The 16,924-nt window shown below is 71.6% G+C and carries 14 protein-coding genes; 8 read left to right on the forward strand and 6 right to left on the reverse strand.

All coding sequences use genetic code 11. The annotated features are described in order from the left end of the window. Nucleotides 1-99: 99 nt before the first annotated feature. The 3 genes from gatB to gatC are packed head-to-tail and all read right to left on the reverse strand — an operon-like array spanning nt 100 to nt 3,388. The gene (gene gatB / locus AB0J88_RS39335; RefSeq protein WP_364358733.1) at nt 100-1,599 is read right to left on the reverse strand and encodes an Asp-tRNA(Asn)/Glu-tRNA(Gln) amidotransferase subunit GatB; all 1,500 of its coding nucleotides are present in this window, start codon (nt 1,597-1,599) and stop codon (nt 100-102) included. Beyond that, nucleotides 1,599-3,083, reverse strand: a complete 1,485-nt coding sequence (gatA, locus tag AB0J88_RS39340; RefSeq protein WP_364358894.1) for an Asp-tRNA(Asn)/Glu-tRNA(Gln) amidotransferase subunit GatA — start codon at nt 3,081-3,083, stop codon at nt 1,599-1,601. Before gatA ends, gatB begins: the two co-directional genes overlap by 1 nt. A gap of 5 nt (nt 3,084-3,088) precedes the next feature. Then, nucleotides 3,089-3,388, reverse strand: a complete 300-nt coding sequence (gene gatC, locus AB0J88_RS39345; RefSeq protein WP_090793907.1) for an Asp-tRNA(Asn)/Glu-tRNA(Gln) amidotransferase subunit GatC — start codon at nt 3,386-3,388, stop codon at nt 3,089-3,091. Nucleotides 3,389-3,601: 213 nt separating this feature from the next. Here gatC and AB0J88_RS39350 point away from each other — a divergent pair, with 213 nt between their 5' ends. Next, nucleotides 3,602-4,525, forward strand: coding sequence for a PHB depolymerase family esterase (locus AB0J88_RS39350; RefSeq protein ID WP_364358730.1), 924 nt, complete (start codon nt 3,602-3,604; stop codon nt 4,523-4,525). A gap of 260 nt (nt 4,526-4,785) precedes the next feature. On the opposite strand, the gene AB0J88_RS39355 is transcribed toward AB0J88_RS39350, so the two are convergent. Both AB0J88_RS39355 and AB0J88_RS39360 read right to left on the reverse strand, forming a co-directional pair. Beyond that, nucleotides 4,786-7,425: an EAL domain-containing protein gene (locus tag AB0J88_RS39355; protein WP_364358727.1), complete on the reverse strand. Its 2,640-nt coding sequence runs from the start codon at nt 7,423-7,425 to the stop codon at nt 4,786-4,788. 114 nt (nt 7,426-7,539) lie between these two features. Beyond that, nucleotides 7,540-8,256, reverse strand: coding sequence for a PaaI family thioesterase (locus AB0J88_RS39360; RefSeq protein ID WP_364358724.1), 717 nt, complete (start codon nt 8,254-8,256; stop codon nt 7,540-7,542). Nucleotides 8,257-8,299: 43 nt separating this feature from the next. On the opposite strand from AB0J88_RS39360, the gene AB0J88_RS39365 reads away from it, so the two are divergent. Both AB0J88_RS39365 and AB0J88_RS39370 read left to right on the forward strand, forming a co-directional pair. After that, the gene (locus AB0J88_RS39365; RefSeq protein ID WP_364358722.1) at nt 8,300-9,871 is read left to right on the forward strand and encodes a hypothetical protein; all 1,572 of its coding nucleotides are present in this window, start codon (nt 8,300-8,302) and stop codon (nt 9,869-9,871) included. A gap of 15 nt (nt 9,872-9,886) precedes the next feature. After that, entirely contained in the window at nt 9,887-10,807 is a 921-nt protein-coding gene (locus AB0J88_RS39370; RefSeq protein ID WP_364358719.1) for a 2-hydroxyacid dehydrogenase, read from the forward strand. Between the two features lie 221 nt (nt 10,808-11,028). Here the strand turns inward: AB0J88_RS39370 and AB0J88_RS39375 are convergent, their stop codons facing one another. Then, on the reverse strand, nt 11,029-11,451 hold the full coding sequence (locus tag AB0J88_RS39375; protein WP_364358716.1) for a PH domain-containing protein: 423 nt from the start codon (nt 11,449-11,451) through the stop codon (nt 11,029-11,031). 65 nt (nt 11,452-11,516) lie between these two features. Between AB0J88_RS39375 and AB0J88_RS39380 the strand changes: the two genes are divergently transcribed. From AB0J88_RS39380 to AB0J88_RS39400, 5 genes are all read left to right on the forward strand, one after another. After that, complete coding sequence (locus AB0J88_RS39380; protein WP_364358713.1) at nt 11,517-12,599, forward strand: exo-alpha-sialidase; 1,083 nt, start codon at nt 11,517-11,519, stop codon at nt 12,597-12,599. Beyond that, nucleotides 12,596-12,880, forward strand: a complete 285-nt coding sequence (locus tag AB0J88_RS39385; RefSeq protein WP_364358710.1) for a MoaD/ThiS family protein — start codon at nt 12,596-12,598, stop codon at nt 12,878-12,880. The genes AB0J88_RS39380 and AB0J88_RS39385 overlap by 4 nt, the downstream gene beginning before the upstream one ends. Nucleotides 12,881-13,311: 431 nt before the next feature. Then, nucleotides 13,312-13,704, forward strand: coding sequence for a VOC family protein (locus tag AB0J88_RS39390; protein ID WP_364358707.1), 393 nt, complete (start codon nt 13,312-13,314; stop codon nt 13,702-13,704). Nucleotides 13,705-13,747: 43 nt separating this feature from the next. After that, nucleotides 13,748-14,977, forward strand: coding sequence for a PQQ-dependent sugar dehydrogenase (locus AB0J88_RS39395; protein ID WP_364358704.1), 1,230 nt, complete (start codon nt 13,748-13,750; stop codon nt 14,975-14,977). An 87-nt stretch (nt 14,978-15,064) separates the two neighbouring features. Continuing rightward, on the forward strand, nt 15,065-16,591 hold the full coding sequence (locus AB0J88_RS39400) for a metallophosphoesterase (protein ID WP_364358891.1): 1,527 nt from the start codon (nt 15,065-15,067) through the stop codon (nt 16,589-16,591). The last annotated feature ends 333 nt before the right edge of the window (nt 16,592-16,924 follow it).

A 16,924-nucleotide genomic window follows, 5' to 3' on the forward strand; every position in this document is an offset into this window, starting at 1 on the left:
GACCTGGCAGCGAAGCGAAGCGAGCGGTCCCCGGCGGGAGCGACGGTCGTGCCGCCCGCGGACCCGGGAACCGCTCTTAGGTCTTCGTCTTGAAAGGGCTTAGCTGGCGCCGAGCCGCTCCAGGATCAGCTCTCGAACCGCCTTGGCGTCAGCCTGTCCCTTGGTGGTCTTCATGACCGCGCCCACCAGGGCACCCGCCGCCGCTACCTTGCCGTCGCGGACCTTGGCGGCCACGTCCGGGTTGGCGGCGATGGCCTCGTCGACCGCAGCCGTGAGCGCACCCGTGTCGGAGACGACCGCGAGCCCGCGCGCCTCCATCACCTCGGTGGGCGAGCCCTCGCCCGCGACAACACCCTCGAGCACCACCCGGGCCAGCTTGTCGTTGAGCTTGCCGCTGTCGACCAGCGTCTGGAGCTCCGCGACCTGCGCCGGCGTCGCACCGACCGCCGAGAGCTCGATGCCGGCCTCGTTGGCCCGCCGGGCCAGCTCGCCCAGCCACCACTTGCGGGCCGCCGCGGCCGTGGAGCCTGCCGCTACTGTCGCCTCGATCAGTTCGACCGCACCGGCGTTGACCACCGACTGCATGTCCAGATCGGACAGTCCCCAGGCCTCCTGGATGCGCTTGCGGCGCTCGCGCGGCGGCTCCGGAAGCGCCGCCTTGAGCTCGGCCACCCAGGCCGGGTCCGGTGCGAGCGGCACCAGGTCGGGCTCCGGGAAGTACCGGTAGTCCGTCGCCGTCTCCTTCGAGCGGCCCGGGCGGGTGTCGCCGGTCTCCTCGGAGAAGTGCCGCGTCTCCTGGACGATCCGGCCGCCGCTTTCCAGCACGGCCGACTGGCGGATGATCTCGGAGCGGACGGCACGCTCGACGGAGCGCAGCGAGTTGACGTTCTTGGTCTCGGTGCGGGTGCCCCATTCCTCGCCGGGGCGGTTGAGCGACGTGTTGACGTCGCAGCGCAGCGAGCCCTCTTCCATCCGCACGTCCGAGACGCCGAGACCGCGAATCACCTCGCGGAGCTCGGTGACATAAGCGCGGGCGACCTCGGGGGCGAGCGCGCCGGCACCGGGTACCGGCTTGGTGACGATCTCGACCAGCGGGATGCCGGCGCGGTTGTAGTCGACCAGCGACTCGGTCGCGCCGTGGATGCGGCCGGTGGCACCGCCGACGTGCAGCGTCTTGCCGGTGTCCTCCTCGAGGTGCACGCGCTCGATGCCGATGCGCACCGTGCGGCCGTCGACCTCCACGTCCAGGTAGCCGTCGACGCACAGCGGCTCGTCGTACTGGCTGATCTGGAAGTTCTTCGGCATGTCCGGGTAGAAGTAGTTCTTCCGGGCGAACCGGCACCACGTGGCGATCGAGCAGTTCAGCGCCAGGCCGATCCGGATCGTCGCCTCGATGGCCGCCTTGTTGGCCACCGGCAGCGAACCGGGCAGGCCGAGGCAGACCGGGCAGACCCGGGTGTTGGGCTCGCCGCCGAAGTCGGTCGGGCAGCCGCAGAACATCTTGGTGTTGGTGCCGAGCTCGACGTGGGTCTCCAGGCCGATCACGGGCTCGAAGCCGGCGATCGCCTCGTCGTAGGTGGGCAGCGTCGTGGTGGTCATCAGCCCTCCAGGGACGGCGGGGTCAGCGTGCCGACGGCGGACTCGAGGGCGGCGGCGACCCGGTACATGCGGTCGTCGGCCATGGTCGGCGCCATGATCTGGAATCCGACCGGGAGCCCTTCGGAGAGGCCGCAGGGCACCGAGATGCCCGGGCCGCCGTACAGGTTGGTCGGGATCGTGAAGAGGTCCGCGAGATACATCTGGTACGGGTCGGAGGTGCGCGACCCGAACGGGAACGCCACGAACGGGGTGGTCGGCGAGACCAGCACGTCGACCTGCTCGAAGGCGGCGTTGAAGTCCTGCGTGATCAGCGTGCGGACCTTCTGCGCCTGGCCGTAGTAGGCGTCGTAGTAGCCGCTGGACAGCGCGTACGTGCCGAGCATGATCCGGCGCTTGACCTCGGGGCCGAAGCCGGCCTCGCGGGTCAGCGACATGACCTCTTCGAGCGAGCGGTTGCCGTCGTCGCCGACCCGGAGCCCGAAGCGGACCCCGTCGAACCGGGCGAGGTTCGAGGAGCACTCGCTCGGGGCGATCAGGTAGTAGGCGGGCAGCGCGTACTGGAAGTGCGGCGCGGACACCTCGACGATCTCGGCGCCGAGCTTGGTGAGCGCGGCCAGCGCGTCGTGGAACGCGGCCATGACGCCCGGCTCCGCGCCCTCGCCGGCGTCGAACTCGGTGACCAGGCCCAGCTTCACGCCGGTCAGGTCACCGGTCATGCCGCGGCGGGCGGCCTCGACCACCGGCGGCACCGGCTGCGGGATCGAGGTCGAATCGCGCCAATCGTGCCCGGCCATGACCTCGTGCAGCAGGGCCGCGTCGAGCACGGTACGGGCGCACGGGCCGGGGGTGTCGAGGCTCGACGAGAAGGCGATGAGCCCGTAGCGGGAGGTGCCGCCGTAGGTCGGCTTCGAGCCGACGGTGCCGGTGACCGCGCCGGGCTGGCGGATCGAGCCGCCCGTGTCGGTGCCGATCGCCAGCGGGGCCTCGTAGGCGGCGATCGCGGCGGCTGAGCCACCGCCGGAACCGCCGGGGATCCGGCCGAGGTCCCACGGGTTGTTGGTCGGCCCGTAGGCGGAGTATTCCGTCGACGAGCCCATCGCGAACTCGTCCATGTTGGTCTTGCCGAGGATCACGGTGCCGGCGTCCCTCAGCCGTTCGACCACCGTCGAGTCGTAGGGCGGGCGCCAGCCCTCGAGGATCTTCGAGCCGGCCGTGGTCGGCACGCCGCGGGTGGTCAGCACGTCCTTGACGGCGACCGGCACGCCGGCGAGCGGTCCGAGCTGGTCGCCGTTGGCCCGCTTGGCGTCGACCTTGCGGGCTGCCTCGAGGGCACCGTCGGCGTCGACGTGCAGGAAGGCGTGCACCTTGCCGTCGACGGCGGCGATCCGGTCGAGATGCGCCCGGGTCACCTCTTCCGCCGACACGTCACCGCTCGCGATCGTCCCGGCGAGCTCGGCGGCGGTCATCCTGGTCAGGTCGGACACTGTTGTCACGCCTCCTCGTCCAGGATGCGCGGCACCCGGAACCGGTCGTCCTCGACATCCGGCGCGCCCGCGAGGGCCTCTTCCCGGGTCAGGCAGTTGATCACGACGTCTTCCCGGAGCACGTTGGTCAACGGCACGGAGTGCGAGGTCGGCGGGATGTCAGCCGCCGCGACCTCACCAACCCGTGCCACGGCCTGGAGAATCACGTCCAGCTGGCCGGCGAACGTGTCGAGCTCCTGCTCGGTCACGGCGAGCCGCGACAGCCGCGCGAGATGCGCGACCTCATCGCGGGAAATGGCAGCCATCAGTGCCCCCTTGCGTCGTGTGGGCGATTCGTATGTGGTCAGCAGCGAGCGTGGCACGCTCTCAGCGACCCGAGCGAGTCTATTTGTCCTCGACGGGTGGTCGGGCGCGACCCCTCCGTGATTGCCGTCGCGATACCGAGGCCGGGTTGCGATGCCATATCGACATTGAGTGCGGGGCTGCGTGCGGATCGTGATGGTCGTCACCCTCGTTCCATGACCATTTGGCCGCGCCACCTACGCCGGAGACTCATCGCGACGTGTTCGGTTGCCCTCCTCCTAGCGGGATGCGGCGGGACCGACCAGCCGGAATCCGCGCCCACGACCGCGGCGACGACGGCCTCGCCGAAGCCCGACGAGAAGCCCGGCCCAGGCGACCACGACCTGACCCTGCCCTGGGACGGCAAGCAGCGCGAATACCTGCTCCACGCGCCGCCCGGTCACACGCCCGACAAGCCGGTGCCGCTCGTGCTGGCGTTCCACCCCTACCCCGGCACGGGCAAAGGGGTTCGGGTCACGTCGGGCCTCGACGCACTCGCTGACAAGCACGGCTTCCTGGTGGCCTACCCGAACGGCCTGGCCGGCGGCTTCAACGCGCTGGTCTGTTGCGGCAACGAAGACGATGTCGGCTTCGTCGGAGCGCTGGTCGAGCACCTCACGAAGAACTGGGGCGGTGACCCCGACCGGGTGTACGCGACCGGTATCTCGAACGGCGCCGACCTGTCGTTCCGGGTCGCGGTCGACCTGCCGGGCGTGTTCGCGGCCATCGCGCCGGTCAGTGGTGGGTTCGGCGGCCCGAAGGCGGCGGAGTCGACCTACGCGCCCAAGGAGCCGGTCTCGGTGTTGACCTTCATCGGCGGGAAGGACCGCTTTCTCGGCGAGTTCGAGATCGGCATCAAGAACTGGCAGACCCGCTCGGCCTGCAAGCCCGCCAAGGCGACGCCGGTGGAGGGTGGCAAGGGAATCACCCGCACGGTCGCACCGTGTGGCAACGGCAGCGAGTTCGTCACCTACCGCCTGCCGGAACAGGGCCACAGTTGGCCCGGCGCCACCACCGGCGGCTTGGCCGGTCCCGACGCCGGCATCAATGCCACGGACCTGATCTGGAAGTTCTTCGAGGCCCACCCCCGCAACCCCTGACCCCAAGCCCTCCCGGTTCGGCCGACGGCGACCTCGGTGATCAAGCTTTTGCCGGGGTCGCCGGGTTCGCCGGGGCCGGGTTGCGGTGGACGACGGGCTCGTGCCGGGGAGCGAAATCTAGCTCGCGGGTGAGGCGGCGAGTTGCCCTGGTGGCTTCGCGGACCTGGCAGCGAAGCGAAGCGAGCGGTCTCCGGCGGGAGCGACGGTCGTGCCCCCGACGGACCCGGGACAGCGTGATGTTGGCCTTGATGTGCCGTTTGTCAGTTGGGTTGGGTCAGGCGTTCCGCGAGGAAGGCTTCGAAGCGTTCGGCGGGGGCCGGGTGGGAGAGGGCGAAGCCCTGGCCGAGTTGGCAGCCGGCGGCGCGGGCCTGGTCGATCTGGGCGCCGGACTCCAGGCCTTCCGCGATGATCTCCATGCCGAGTCGGCGGCCGACGCTGACCACGACGTCGATCAGCGGTTTGGCCATGCCGCCGCTCTGCCGGCTCGTGCCGTGCTCGCCGACCAGGGCGCGGTCGACCTTGAGGATGTCGATCGGCAGGCGGCGCAGGTGGGCCAGGCTGGCCTGGGCGGCGCCGAAGTCGTCGAGCGCGGTCCTGACTCCCAGCGCGCGCAAACCGGCCAACTGGGTGACCACGGTCGGGGTGTCCGAGCCGACGCGGCTCTCGGCGATCTCGATCACCAGGCGTTCGGGGGAGAGGCGGTTGGCGACGAGCGTCGCGGCTACGTGGCTGACGAAGTCCGGTGCGGCCAGCTCGGCGGGGGAGACGTTGACCGACAGCCACAGCCTCGGGTCCCAATCGGCGATGCGGCGGCAGGCGTCCTGCAGCACCCACTGGCCGATCTCGCCGATCACGCCGAGGTCCTCGGCGACCGGCAGCAGCTCGCTCGGGAGCACCGTGCCGAGGGCCGGGCTGCGCCAGCGCAGCAGGGCCTCCGCGCCGACCGGCTGGCCGTCGTGCAGGCCGAGGATCGGCTGGAAGACCAGGTCGAGCTCGCCGCGGGTGGCCGCGCCCGGCAGTTCGCGCTCGAGGTCCATGCGGCGGACGAGCTGCTCTTCGAGGTACGCGTCGTACCACTCGATGCGGTTGCGGCCGAGCTGTCCCGCGCGGCGGCGGGCCAGGTCGGCCCGGCGTAGGACGTCGTCGACGCCGTCACCGCCCGACAGCTCGGCCAGGCCCACGCTGACGTAGATGTGCACGGTGGCACCGGGCAGCAGGTACGGCTCGGTGAGCGCGGTCAGCAGCCGGGTGCCCAGGGCATAGGCGACCACCGGGCCCTCGACCGTGACCACCGCGAACTCGTCGCCGGCCAGCCGGGCCGCCACGTCGTCGGTGCCGACCGTGGAGCGCAGCCGGCGGCCCACCTCGATCAGCACGGCGTCGCCGACCTCGCGGCCGCGGGCGTCGTTGACCCCGGCGATGCCGTGCAGGTCGATCACCAGCAGGGCGCCGGTGTGGCCCTCGACCGAGCGCTGGGTGGCGATCGTGCGCATGAGCTCGCGCCGGTTGGCCAGGCCGGTCAGCTGGTCGGTGAACGCCAGCTTGTGCAGCGTGCGCTCCAGGTGCCGGCGCTCGCCGACGTCGCGGATGTGCACCACGAGCCCGGCCACCTCGGGGATGCCGCGCTGGTCGCTGACCGTCGACTCGGTGTCGCGCCAGGCGCCGTGGCCGTCGCGCAGCCGGGCCGGCACCAGTGCCGGGCGGGCCGCGTCGTCACCGTCCTTGTCGGACAGTGTCTGGTTGAGCACCGCGAGCACGTCGGCCGCGTCCTCGGGGTGCATGAGGTCGGGGAAGGCGCGGCCCACGACGTCCGCATCGGACAGTCCGAACAACCGGGCCGCGGCGGGTGACTGCCACCGCACCACCAGGTCCTCGCCGACCACCATCGTGAGGTCACCGGCGCCGGCCACCAGCGAGCGGAAGTGAGCTTCCTGTGTGGACAGCTGCTTGGCGTACCGGCGTACGTCGGAGACCGCGAACACCTCCCGCGCGACCACCGTCGGGATCACCGAGAGGCCGAGCACGATCGACGTCTTGTCGAACTGGCCGACCGTGACCAGGTGCCAGGCGGCGGCCAGGGTGGCGACGACGGCGGGAACGGTCAACAAGGGGTACGCGGACAGGTGCGACTCGGGCTCGCCTACCGTCGGCGGCTCCACACCGGCCTCGGTGCGCGCGGCGCCGGCCAGGATCAGCCCCGGGCTGACGGCGACCGCCGCACCGGCGACCAGCAGCGCCCAGTCGGGGCCTCCGTAGGCGAGGACGATCGCCAACGCGCCGACGCCGCCGAGTGCGATGCCGACCCCGGCGCCGCACAGCCACGCCGCCCGCCGGTAGGCGACCACCCGCAGCACGATCACCGTGGCGGTGGCCAGGCCGAACGAGCCGATCAGGGCCGCGGCCAGCGCGGCGGCCGGCATCGGGCCCTGCGGCGGCAGCAGCCAGACGGCGAACGCGATGCTGATGCCCAGGCTCAGGCCGTCGAAGCAGCGGCGCAGCCGGGCGTGCGTGCTGGTGGCGGCGCCGGGCAGCAGCAGCAGGCCGATCACGTAGAGCACGGACGCGAAGGCGAGACCGATGGCCGTGATGATCGGTCGCTGGCCGGGCGGCGCCACGGGCAGGAGCACCACGGACAGGCCGGTGGCCAGCGCGCCCATGCCCAGGTAGCCGGCACCGCGGCACGGGCCGAACGAGTGCACGCGGGCGTGGATGCGCAGCGCGAGCTGGACCAGCCGGTAGGTGCCGACGGCGCCCGTCAGCGCCGTCGCGGCCGCGAGGGCGGTCAGCGCCGGCAGCAGCCCCGCACCCGCGCAGATCAGCGTCGCCAGGGCCGCCGTGGGCGGCCCGGCGATGGCGACGATCCGCACGAACCGGGGCAGCTGTGGGGACGTAGATGACACGGTGGTCATCCCCTTGGGTGGAGGGGCCGGGGGAGTCGCGGCGACAAGATACCGCGCCTCACACTGTCAACGAGTGCACCTCGCGGAAAGTTACGCCGACAGATCTACCCCAGGTCAACCCAGCAGCGCGTAGACCGTGTGGGCCTGGGCCGCGGGTGCGCTGGCCCCGTCGGGGGTCAGGGTGATGTCGGCGAAGGCCAGGGTGCGGCCGAGCTTGGTGACCTTCGCGAACACCTGGACATCGACGCCGGCGATCGGCCGCTGGAAGGTCGCCCCGAGCTGCACCGTGGTCATCGGCACGAAGGCGGCCCGGGCGGCCGAGATCGCGATCACGGTGGCCGTGTCGGCGGCGGCCATCAGCGCCTGGCCGCTCATCGCGCCACCCTCGCGGGCGAGCCGGTCGGACCAGGGCAGCCTGAGGGTCGCCTGGCCAGGCTCGACGTGCTCGACCACCAGACCGAGATCGCGCACCCACGGCGCGAAGTTGTCGGCCAGGACTCCGTTGGCGTCTTCGACAGTGAAACCCACGTCACAGAGGGTACGTGTTCCCGGTGCGGCGTCGAACCTTTCGACGGCCGGCGCGGTGTCGTCCTTGAGTGCGGTGTTGTCCTCGGCCGTGGTGCTGTTCGCGGCCGTGGTGTTGTCCTCGGCGGCGGTGCTGTTCTCGGTCGTGGTGTTGTCCTCGGCTGCGGTGCTGTTCGCGGCCGCCGTGCTGTTCTCGGCCGTGGCGTTGTCCTCGGCCGCGGGGTTGTCCTCGAAGAGGCGGTGTTGTCCTCGATGAGGAAGTGGCTGTGGAAGCCTCGACCAGCGGGGCAAGATCCATCTGCGCACCAGGCGCTCACGCTGGGCGCGGCATCATGAGAGACTGCCCGGCGTGGCGATCCTGACCGGCGCGCAGACCTCCACGCCCGCAGTGTCGCCAGGTTCCGGCCGGCGCCGGCCGGGCGCCGCTGTGCTCACCGCCCTCGCGCTCGGGCTGGCCGGTCTCGGCTTCCGGATCGCGGTGCTCCTCGCCGACGCCCCGCCGACGAACAGCGACGAGGGCACGATGGGCCTCGCGGCGCTGCACATCGGCCAGGGCAACGGGCTGCCGGTCTATTTCTACGGCCAGAACTACATGGGCACGCTCGAGGCTTACCTGGCCGCGCCGTTGGTAGCGCTGGCCAACGGGTCCGTGCTGGCGCTGCGCTTGCCCAACTTGGTGCTCTACGCGGCCTTTCTGACGGCGATGTGGGCGTTGACGCGGCGGTTGTACTCGCCGTGGTTCGCCACCTTCGTCGTCGGCTTGCTGGCGCTGGGATCCGACCGAGTCCTGAAAAATCAGCTCATTTCGGGCGGGGGTTATCCGGAGATCAACCCGGCAGGCGCCGCGCTCATGCTGCTCGCCGTCGGGCTGGCCGTGCGGCCCCGGACCGTCGGGTACGCCGCCTTCGGCCTGATCGCCGGCCTCATGCTGTGGGTCGACTGGCTGGTCCTCCCTTATCTCGCGGCCGCGTCGTGCGTACTCCTGCTCAAGAAGCCCGCGAAGCGCGCCTGGATCGCGCTGGCGGGCGGTGTGCTGCTCGGCGCCGCGCCGCTCGTGATCCACGACCTGACCTCGTCGTGGCGGCACAGCGCGATCCCGACGTTCCTCGGCCTCAACGGCGGCGGCGTCGAGGCGTCGTGGGCCGACCGCCTGCACGGCGGCGTGCTGACCGGCGTCCCGCTGGCGACCGGCCTGTGCGCACCGGGCCGCTGCGAGCCCTGGCAACTCTGGTGGGCGCCCGCCTGGTTGGTCTTGCTGCTTGTCGCCGGTTTCGTCGCGTGGCGAACCCTTCGGACCGATCGTCTACGCGCGGCGGGGCAACTGGCGCTCGTCGGAGCCGCGCTGGTCAGCCTGGTGGTCTACGCGCGCAGCAACGCCGCCGGGAACACCCCGATGGAGAGCGGGCGCTACCTGCACTGCCTGCTGATCTCGACGCCGGCCGTGCTGTGGCCACTGTGGACTTTGCGCGGCCGGGTCACCCGCTGGCTCGGTGCGGCCGGTCTGGCGGTGGTCTGCGCGTTCTCACTCGTGGCGACCGGCATGGTCGTGCACGAACTGCCGCGGATCGCCGCCCTCGACGACAAGCAGGTGGGCCTGCTCGCCGAGCTCGACCGGCGCGGGGTGACCGCCGTCTACTCGGAATACTGGACCTGCAACTACATCGCCTACATCTCCTCCGAACGGGTGCGGTGTGCGGTGATCGCGGCTGATCTCGGATCGGGTTTCGACCGGTACCAGCCCTATAAGCAGGCGGTCGCCGAGGCGCCCACGCGGACCTTCGCCCTGCCGACCGGTTCGGCGGAGAGTCAGGCGGTGCGGGAGTATCTCGACAGCCGTCAGGTGACCTATGCCGAGACCGTAGTCTCCGGGTACGACATTCTTCAGCCGAGCACCCGCGTCGATCTTCCGCTGCCCGACTGACGTAGCGTGAGGCGCGTGAAGGTCTGGATCCCCCACCAGCACGGCCGTGATCTCATGGGCGCGGTGCCGGCCTCGGTGACGTTGGAGATCGCCGAGCGCCCCGACGCGCTCCCGTCCGACCCGGCCGACCTGGTGTTCTGGGTGCCGCCGTTCCTCGCGCTGTCCGACTCGGTGCGGCTGGCCGCCGAGATGCCCGCGCTGCGGGTGGTGCAGCTGCTCAGCGCGGGCGCGGACGCGTGGTCCGGCCACCTCTCGCCGGAGGTCAGCCTGCACGACGCGCGGGGCGTACACGACTCCTCGACGGCGGAGTGGGTGCTGACGGCGATCCTGTCGTACCTGCGGGAGTTCCCGGGCTTCGCCCGCGCCCAAGCGCGACACGAGTGGTCATATGCGACTTATGCGCCGACGGACGAGCTGGCCGGCAAGCACGTCTTGATCGTCGGCGCAGGCTCGATCGGCGCGGCGGTCGAGGCGCGGCTGGAGCCGTTCGAGGTCACGGTGACGTCGGTGGCCCGGACGGCCCGCGACGGGGTCCATCCGGTGTCGTCGCTCCCGTCGCTGCTGCCGGCCGCCGACGTGGTGGTGGTGATCGTGCCGCTGACGGAGGAAACCCGTGGCCTGGTCTCTGGTTCGTTCCTGGCGGCGATGAAGGACGGCGCGCTGCTGGTCAACGCGGCCCGCGGGCCGGTGGTCTCCACGGACGCCCTGGTCGCCGAGGTGTCGACCGGGCGGATCGGGGCGGCGCTGGACGTGACGGAGCCCGAGCCGCTGCCGGCCGGCCATCCGCTCTGGGACCTGCCGAACGTGCTGATCACGCCACATGTCGCGGGATCGGTCCGGGGGCTGCACCCACGCGCGTACCGCCTGATCGGGGAGCAGCTCCGCCGCTTCGTGGCGGGCGAGCCGTTGGTGAACGAGGTCGTCGGCGGGTACTGAGCACGTCTCCGGCCCTGCTGCTCCGCCGGACGCTGACCCTTGTAGCGATCGGGCCACGGGCCGCCGTGTTTGCGGTGCCGGGCCACTCGCTGCTGGCGGTGAGGGCGTCTGGCAGCTTGCGGATCGGCCCTCATAGCTGCGGGCGCGCAGGCCTTGTATCCGCTGCTGCGGGCTGCTGGTGGCAGCGGCTGATGGCCGGGAGGCTGTCGCCGCCGTCCTAGCTACTGGGTGTTCTTCTGCCAGACGATGCCCTGGCCGCTGGCTTCGACCAGCCGGCTGACGTCGTCGCGGCGGACCGACGCGAGTGTGACGGCGTACCCGTCGCGCAGCAGAACCACCGCGCGCCCGCGGTTGTCGGTCGCCAGCTCGCGTACCTCCGACCAGGGGATCCGCTTGCTCCCGAAGAGGCCGCGAACGCGCATCCCGGAGGCGTCGGCGTCCGTACCGGAGCGCAACACCCAGACAAGAACGGCGATCGGAATGATCAACAGGGGTACGAACATCCACCGCACCGGCGAGCCCTCGTCCGTCGACACGATGTCGGAGGGCAGATTCGGCCCGAACGCGATCGGCAGGATGCCGACGAACGCGATGAACGCGGCGATCAAGATCGATTGGTGCGGGCGGAAACGTACCTTGTTCATGTCGGCCATCTTCCCACCCTCGCTTCGGCCGGTTTCTGTCGGTGGTCGCGCGCATACTCTTGCCCATGACCGTCCTCCTGACCATCGGCACGAGCAAGGGCCTGTTCCTGGCGACCAGTGACAACAGGGTCGACTGGCAGGTCAGCGGGCCACACTTCGCGATGACATCGATCTACGCGGTCGGCATCGACCGCCGTCGCGCCACGCCGCGACTACTGGCCGGCGTCGACAGCTCCCATTTCGGCCCGAGCGTCGCGACCAGCGACGACCTGGGCAAGACCTGGTCCGAGCCCGACCAGGCGCCGGTCGCGTTCCCGGCCGACACCGACACCTCACTGGTACGCGTGTGGCAGCTGGCGCCCGGCCCGGCGAGCGAGCCCGACGTGGTCTACGCGGGCACCCAGCCCTCGGCGCTGTTCCGCTCCGACGACGGCGGGCGCACGTTCACCCTGGTCCGCTCGCTATGGGACCACCCGCACCGCACCGAGTGGGGTGCCGGCTTCGGCGGCCAGGCGATCCACACGATCCTGCCGCACCCCGAAGACCCGGCCCGGGTCCTGGTCGCCATGTCGACGGGCGGTGTCTACCGCACGAGTGACAGCGGGTCGACCTGGTCGCCCGCCAACAAGGGCATCAAGGCGGGCTTCTTCCCGGACCCTTACCCCGAGTTCGGCCAGTGCGTGCACAAGGTGGCCCGCGACGCCGGCGACCCCACCCGCCTCTACGCCCAGAACCACGGCGGCGTCTACCGCTCCGACGACGAGGGCGCCACGTGGTCGTCGATCGCGGAGGGCCTACCGAGCGACTTCGGCTTCCCGATCGTCACCCACCCGGACCGCCCGTCCACCGTCTGGACGTTCCCTCTAGCGGCTGACAGCGAGCGCTTCCCACCCGACCACCGCTGCCGCGTCTTCCGCTCGACCGACGCCGGCACCTCCTGGTCGGCGCTGTCAGCGGGCCTACCCACGGACCCGTTCTACCCGACGGTCCTACGCGACGCGATGTGTGCCGACAACGCCACCCCCGCGGGCGTCTATTTCGGCACGCGCTCAGGCGAGGTCTGGTCAAGCCGCGACGAGGGCGAGTCCTGGGTCCAGGTCGCCAGCCACCTACCGGACGTGCTGACGGTGAAAGCGGCGGAGCTATGACCGCAGGGGTCACGATCCTGCTGCCGGGGGTGCTCCGAGCGGAGGCCGCGGGCCAAAGCCGCCTGACGGTCGACGCGAACGGCTCGCTACGCACGGTCCTCGACGCGGTAGCCGCCAGCTGGCCACGCCTCGACCGCCGCCTCCGCGACGAACGCGGCGCCCTACGCCGCTACGTCAACATCTACGTCGACGGAGACGACTGCCGCCGCTCAGGCGGCCTGGACACCCCAGTCCGAGCGGGCGCCGAGATCCAGGTCCTACCGTCGGTGGCCGGCGGCTAGAAGAGAGCGCAACCCGAGCGATCCAGACGGCCGGCTAAACACCGCGCGGCCGAGGTCCGGCCGGTCCGGCCGGTCCGGCCGGGCCGGTGGTGGCTGGGCAGCGCGGTGGCTGCGGAGGTCGGGCCGGGCGGCGGTGGTGGCTGGGCAGCGCGGCGGCTGTGGAGGTCGGGCCGGGCCGGCGGTGGTGGCTGGGCAGCGCGGCGGCTGCGGACGTCGGGCCGGGCCGGCGGTGGTGGCTGGGGCACGCGGCGGCTGCCGCGATCCGGCTGGGCCGGCGGTGGCAGGGGCAGCGCTGTGGCTGCCGCGGATCCCGCCGGGAGCGACGGCCGCGCCCACCGCGAACCCAGGACCACAGGATTTGCCCCGGCTCGGGACGACGGACAGTGCGATTCGTCCGAGCGGTGACCACCAAGCCAAGAGACGATGACCTGATGGAACTCGTGACCGAAGTGATCCCGCGCCTCGTAGTCGCGGACGGCGCCCAAGCCGTGGCCTTCTACCAGCGCGCGCTCAGCGCCGCCGAAGGCCGGCGCTACACCGACGACGACGGCCGGATCATCCACACCGAGCTCACCATCGGCAGCTCACGGATCCACCTCAAGGACGAGGACGACGGCGACCGCGCTCCGACCTCGCTGGGCGGGACTCCCGTGATCATGCATCTCGGAGTCACCGATGCCGACGCGGCAGCCAAAGCGCTCGTCGACGCGGGAGCCAGCACCGTCTTCCCGGTCGCTGACCACGGTTACGGCATGCGAGACGGACGGTTCGCCGACCCCTTCGGCCACCTGTGGATCGTGTCCGAGCCGCTGGTCGACGCCTGAGGCCCGAGGGAACCGCGGACCCGCCGCGTGGCTCCGTTGTTGCATGCGCACCGACTTGTCAGGCAGCCCCGCTAGGCTGTGCCGGGTGACCGGCCATCCCTCGTTCCGACGACGCCGACGCCGCGGGTTTGCCGGCGTTGTTGTGGCTGCTCTGTTGTTCGCGGCCGGCGGTTGTGCGTTCGGGCCGCCCGAGCCCGACGCCGCGGGCAAGCCGCCCAACCTGCCCAAGCCCTCGGCCGACCCGTCGGAGACCAGCGGCGGGCTCGACCAGTCGGTCGCCGTCTCCGTCGTCGCCAAGGGGCTCGAGGTGCCGTGGGGCATCGCGTTCCTGCCCGACGGCAGTGCGCTGGTCACCGAACGCGATACCGCCCAGATCCGTAAGGTCGGCCCCGAGTCCGACGCCAACGGGCTGAAGGTGAGCACCGTGGCGACGCTCGACGGGGTCGACGCCCAGGGTGAGGGCGGGCTGCTCGGCATCGCGGTGTCGCCGAAGTACGCCTCCGACAAGACGATCTTCGTCTACTACTCGACCGCCGAGGACAATCGCGTTGCCAAGATGACGTTGGGTGGTCAGCCGCAGCCCATCGTGACCGGGATTCCGCTGTCCGGCATCCACAACGGCGGTCGGGTCGAGTTCGGGCCCGACGGCTTTCTCTACGTGACCACCGGCGACGCCTCCGAGCGCGGGCTCGCGCAGGACAAGGCCAGCCTCGGCGGCAAGATCCTGCGGATGACCCCCGACGGCAAGCCGGCGCCCGGCAACCCGTTCCCCAACTCGCTCGTCTGGTCGTTGGGGCACCGCAACGTGCAGGGCATCGCCTGGGACTCCGGCAAGCGGCTCTGGGCCACCGAGTTCGGGCAGAGCACCTGGGACGAGATCAACCTGATCCAGCCGGGCAAGAACTACGGGTGGCCGACCGTCGAGGGCAAGGCCGAGGGGGCCAACCAGGGCAAGTTCGTCGACCCGCTGGTCACCTGGCCGACCAGCGAGTCCTCCTGCTCGGGCGCGGCGATCATCGACCGGGTGCTGGTCGCGGCCTGCCTGCGCGGCGAGCGGCTGTGGGCGATGGAGCTCACCAACGCCGGCACGATCCTGGGTGCGCCGCGGGCGCTGTTGCAGGGCGAGTACGGTCGCCTGCGCGCAGCCGTCGCCGCACCCGACGGCTCGCTCTGGGTCAGCACCTCCAACAAAGACGGCCGCGGCGACCCGGAGCCCGACGACGACCGCATCCTTCGCCTCGTGTTCTCCGACGGCGGCGCGGGAAAGAGTTGACCGCGCACACGGCGGGTAAATATGGATCACGTGACCCCTCAGGAGGATGAGCCGAAGCCCAAGCGGTCGGCCAGGGCATGGTCGGCCGTGCGCGGCGCCGCGAAGTCCCGGTTCACCCGGCGCACCGGCGTGGCCTTCGCGATCCTCGGCGTCGCCCTCGTCGGCCTGGTCGTCGGCGTGCTCCTCGGCGCCCGCGCGCAAACCGACATCGGCCCGTTCCAGGCGGAGATGTCGGTGCGCCCGGCGACCAGCGGCGAGACCGAAGTCGTCATCCCGCCCCTCGGTGCCCTGCACATCAACAGCCACGACGGCCCGCTGCGGCTGACGGTCCGGCTCGGCGCCCTCGACCAGGGCCGCACCCAGGCGCTGATCAGCGACCCGTCCGCGATCAACCGGGCCAGCCAGACGGTCGTCGACGACCTTCAGGAGGGCATCCTCCGGCTCGGCTTCCGTACCATCTCTGTCTCGGTCCTCGGCGCCGTCGTGATCGGCCTGCTGGTCTTCCGCAGCACCCGGCGCGCGGCGTGGTGTGGCGGCGTCGCCCTGGCTGTCACCGCGAGCACCTTCGGGATAGCCGCCGGCACGATACGACCCGATTCGATCGAGCAGCCACGGTACGAGGGTCTGCTGGTCAACGCCCCCGCGATCGTCGGTGACGCGCGGCGGATCGCGCAGGACTACGGCAAGTACGCCGAGCAGCTCAAGGCGATCGTCGCCAACGTCAGCCGGATCTACACGACGGTCAACAAGCTGCCGATCTCCGACCAGGTCGACGGGGGCATCCGCATCCTGCACGTCTCCGATCTGCACCTGAACCCGTCGGCGTGGCCCACGATCCGCACGGTGGTCGAGCAGTTCGACATCGACGCCGTGATCGACACCGGGGACATCACCGACTGGGGCTCCGAGCCGGAGGCAACCTACGTCGGCTCGATCTCCCTGCTCGGCGTCCCGTACGTCTACATCCGCGGCAACCACGACTCGGCCGTGACGGCGGCGGCGGTGGGCCGCCAGCGCGACGCGATCGTCCTCGAGAACCAGGTGGTCGACGTGGCCGGCCTGCGCATCGCCGGCATCGGCGACCCGCGCTTCACTCCCGACAAGGAGACGTCGCCGACCGGTTCGGGCCGTTCACGGCAGGTCATCGAGCAGGTGTACGACGCCGGCGCCCGCCTGGCGGCCACGATCAAGGCGAGCGGCAAGCCGGCCGACGTCTGCCTGGTACACGACCCGGAGTCGGCCCCGGCCCTCAACGGCGTCTGCCCGACGATCCTCGCGGGCCACCTGCACCACCGCGAGATCCGCATGCTCCCCGCCGGGCCGACCGTCCCGAAACCGAGCCGCGTCCTGGTCGAAGGCTCCACGGGCGGCGCGGGCCTCCGCGGCCTGGAGGGCGAGCAACCGACCCCGCTGCAGATGTCGGTGCTCTACTTCGACGACGCCAAGGCCCTACAGGCCTACGACGACATCCAACTCGGGGGTACGGGCCAGGCCCAGGTGACCCTCAACCGCACGGTGGTCGAACGCCCACGCCCGGCGACCTCGGGCAAGCCGACCCCGACTCCGACGGCGACCTCGACCCCGACCACTCCCGCAACGCCCCCGGGCGACTGACGACCGCGGTTGACCGACCAAGCGCCGGGCGGGGAAGGACAGGGAGGGCGGCAACGCCCGGATGAGGGAGACGGTAGCGCGCCGGTGACCTGGCGGCCGCGGCGAAGCGCTGCGCCGAGGCGGCCCGGTCAGCGCCGAAGCGAGGAGTGGGGGGGGGGGGGGCGGGGCCCCCCCCCCCCCCCGCGGGGGGGGGGGGGGGGGGGGGGCGGGGGGGGGGGCGGGGGGGGGGGCGGGGGGGGGCCCCCCCCCCCCCCCCGGCCCGGCGATCGTGTTGCAGCTCATGCTGTGCGCGGTCGGCTACTACATGATCCAGGGCGGCACGGCCTGGCTCGG

The organism is Asanoa sp. NPDC049475, from assembly GCF_040676915.1.
Taxonomy (GTDB): Bacteria; Actinomycetota; Actinomycetes; order Mycobacteriales; family Micromonosporaceae; genus Asanoa.

Coding starts and splice junctions, on each gene's coding strand:
- gatB (WP_364358733.1), bottom strand. CDS start 1,599: ATGACCACCACGACGCTGCCCACCTACGACGAGGCGATCGCCGGCTTC.
- gatC (WP_090793907.1), bottom strand. CDS start 3,388: ATGGCTGCCATTTCCCGCGATGAGGTCGCGCATCTCGCGCGGCTGTCG.
- AB0J88_RS39350 (WP_364358730.1), top strand. CDS start 3,602: ATGACCATTTGGCCGCGCCACCTACGCCGGAGACTCATCGCGACGTGT.
- AB0J88_RS39375 (WP_364358716.1), bottom strand. CDS start 11,451: ATGAACAAGGTACGTTTCCGCCCGCACCAATCGATCTTGATCGCCGCG.
- AB0J88_RS39380 (WP_364358713.1), top strand. CDS start 11,517: ATGACCGTCCTCCTGACCATCGGCACGAGCAAGGGCCTGTTCCTGGCG.
- AB0J88_RS39385 (WP_364358710.1), top strand. CDS start 12,596: ATGACCGCAGGGGTCACGATCCTGCTGCCGGGGGTGCTCCGAGCGGAG.
- AB0J88_RS39390 (WP_364358707.1), top strand. CDS start 13,312: ATGGAACTCGTGACCGAAGTGATCCCGCGCCTCGTAGTCGCGGACGGC.
- AB0J88_RS39395 (WP_364358704.1), top strand. CDS start 13,748: ATGCGCACCGACTTGTCAGGCAGCCCCGCTAGGCTGTGCCGGGTGACC.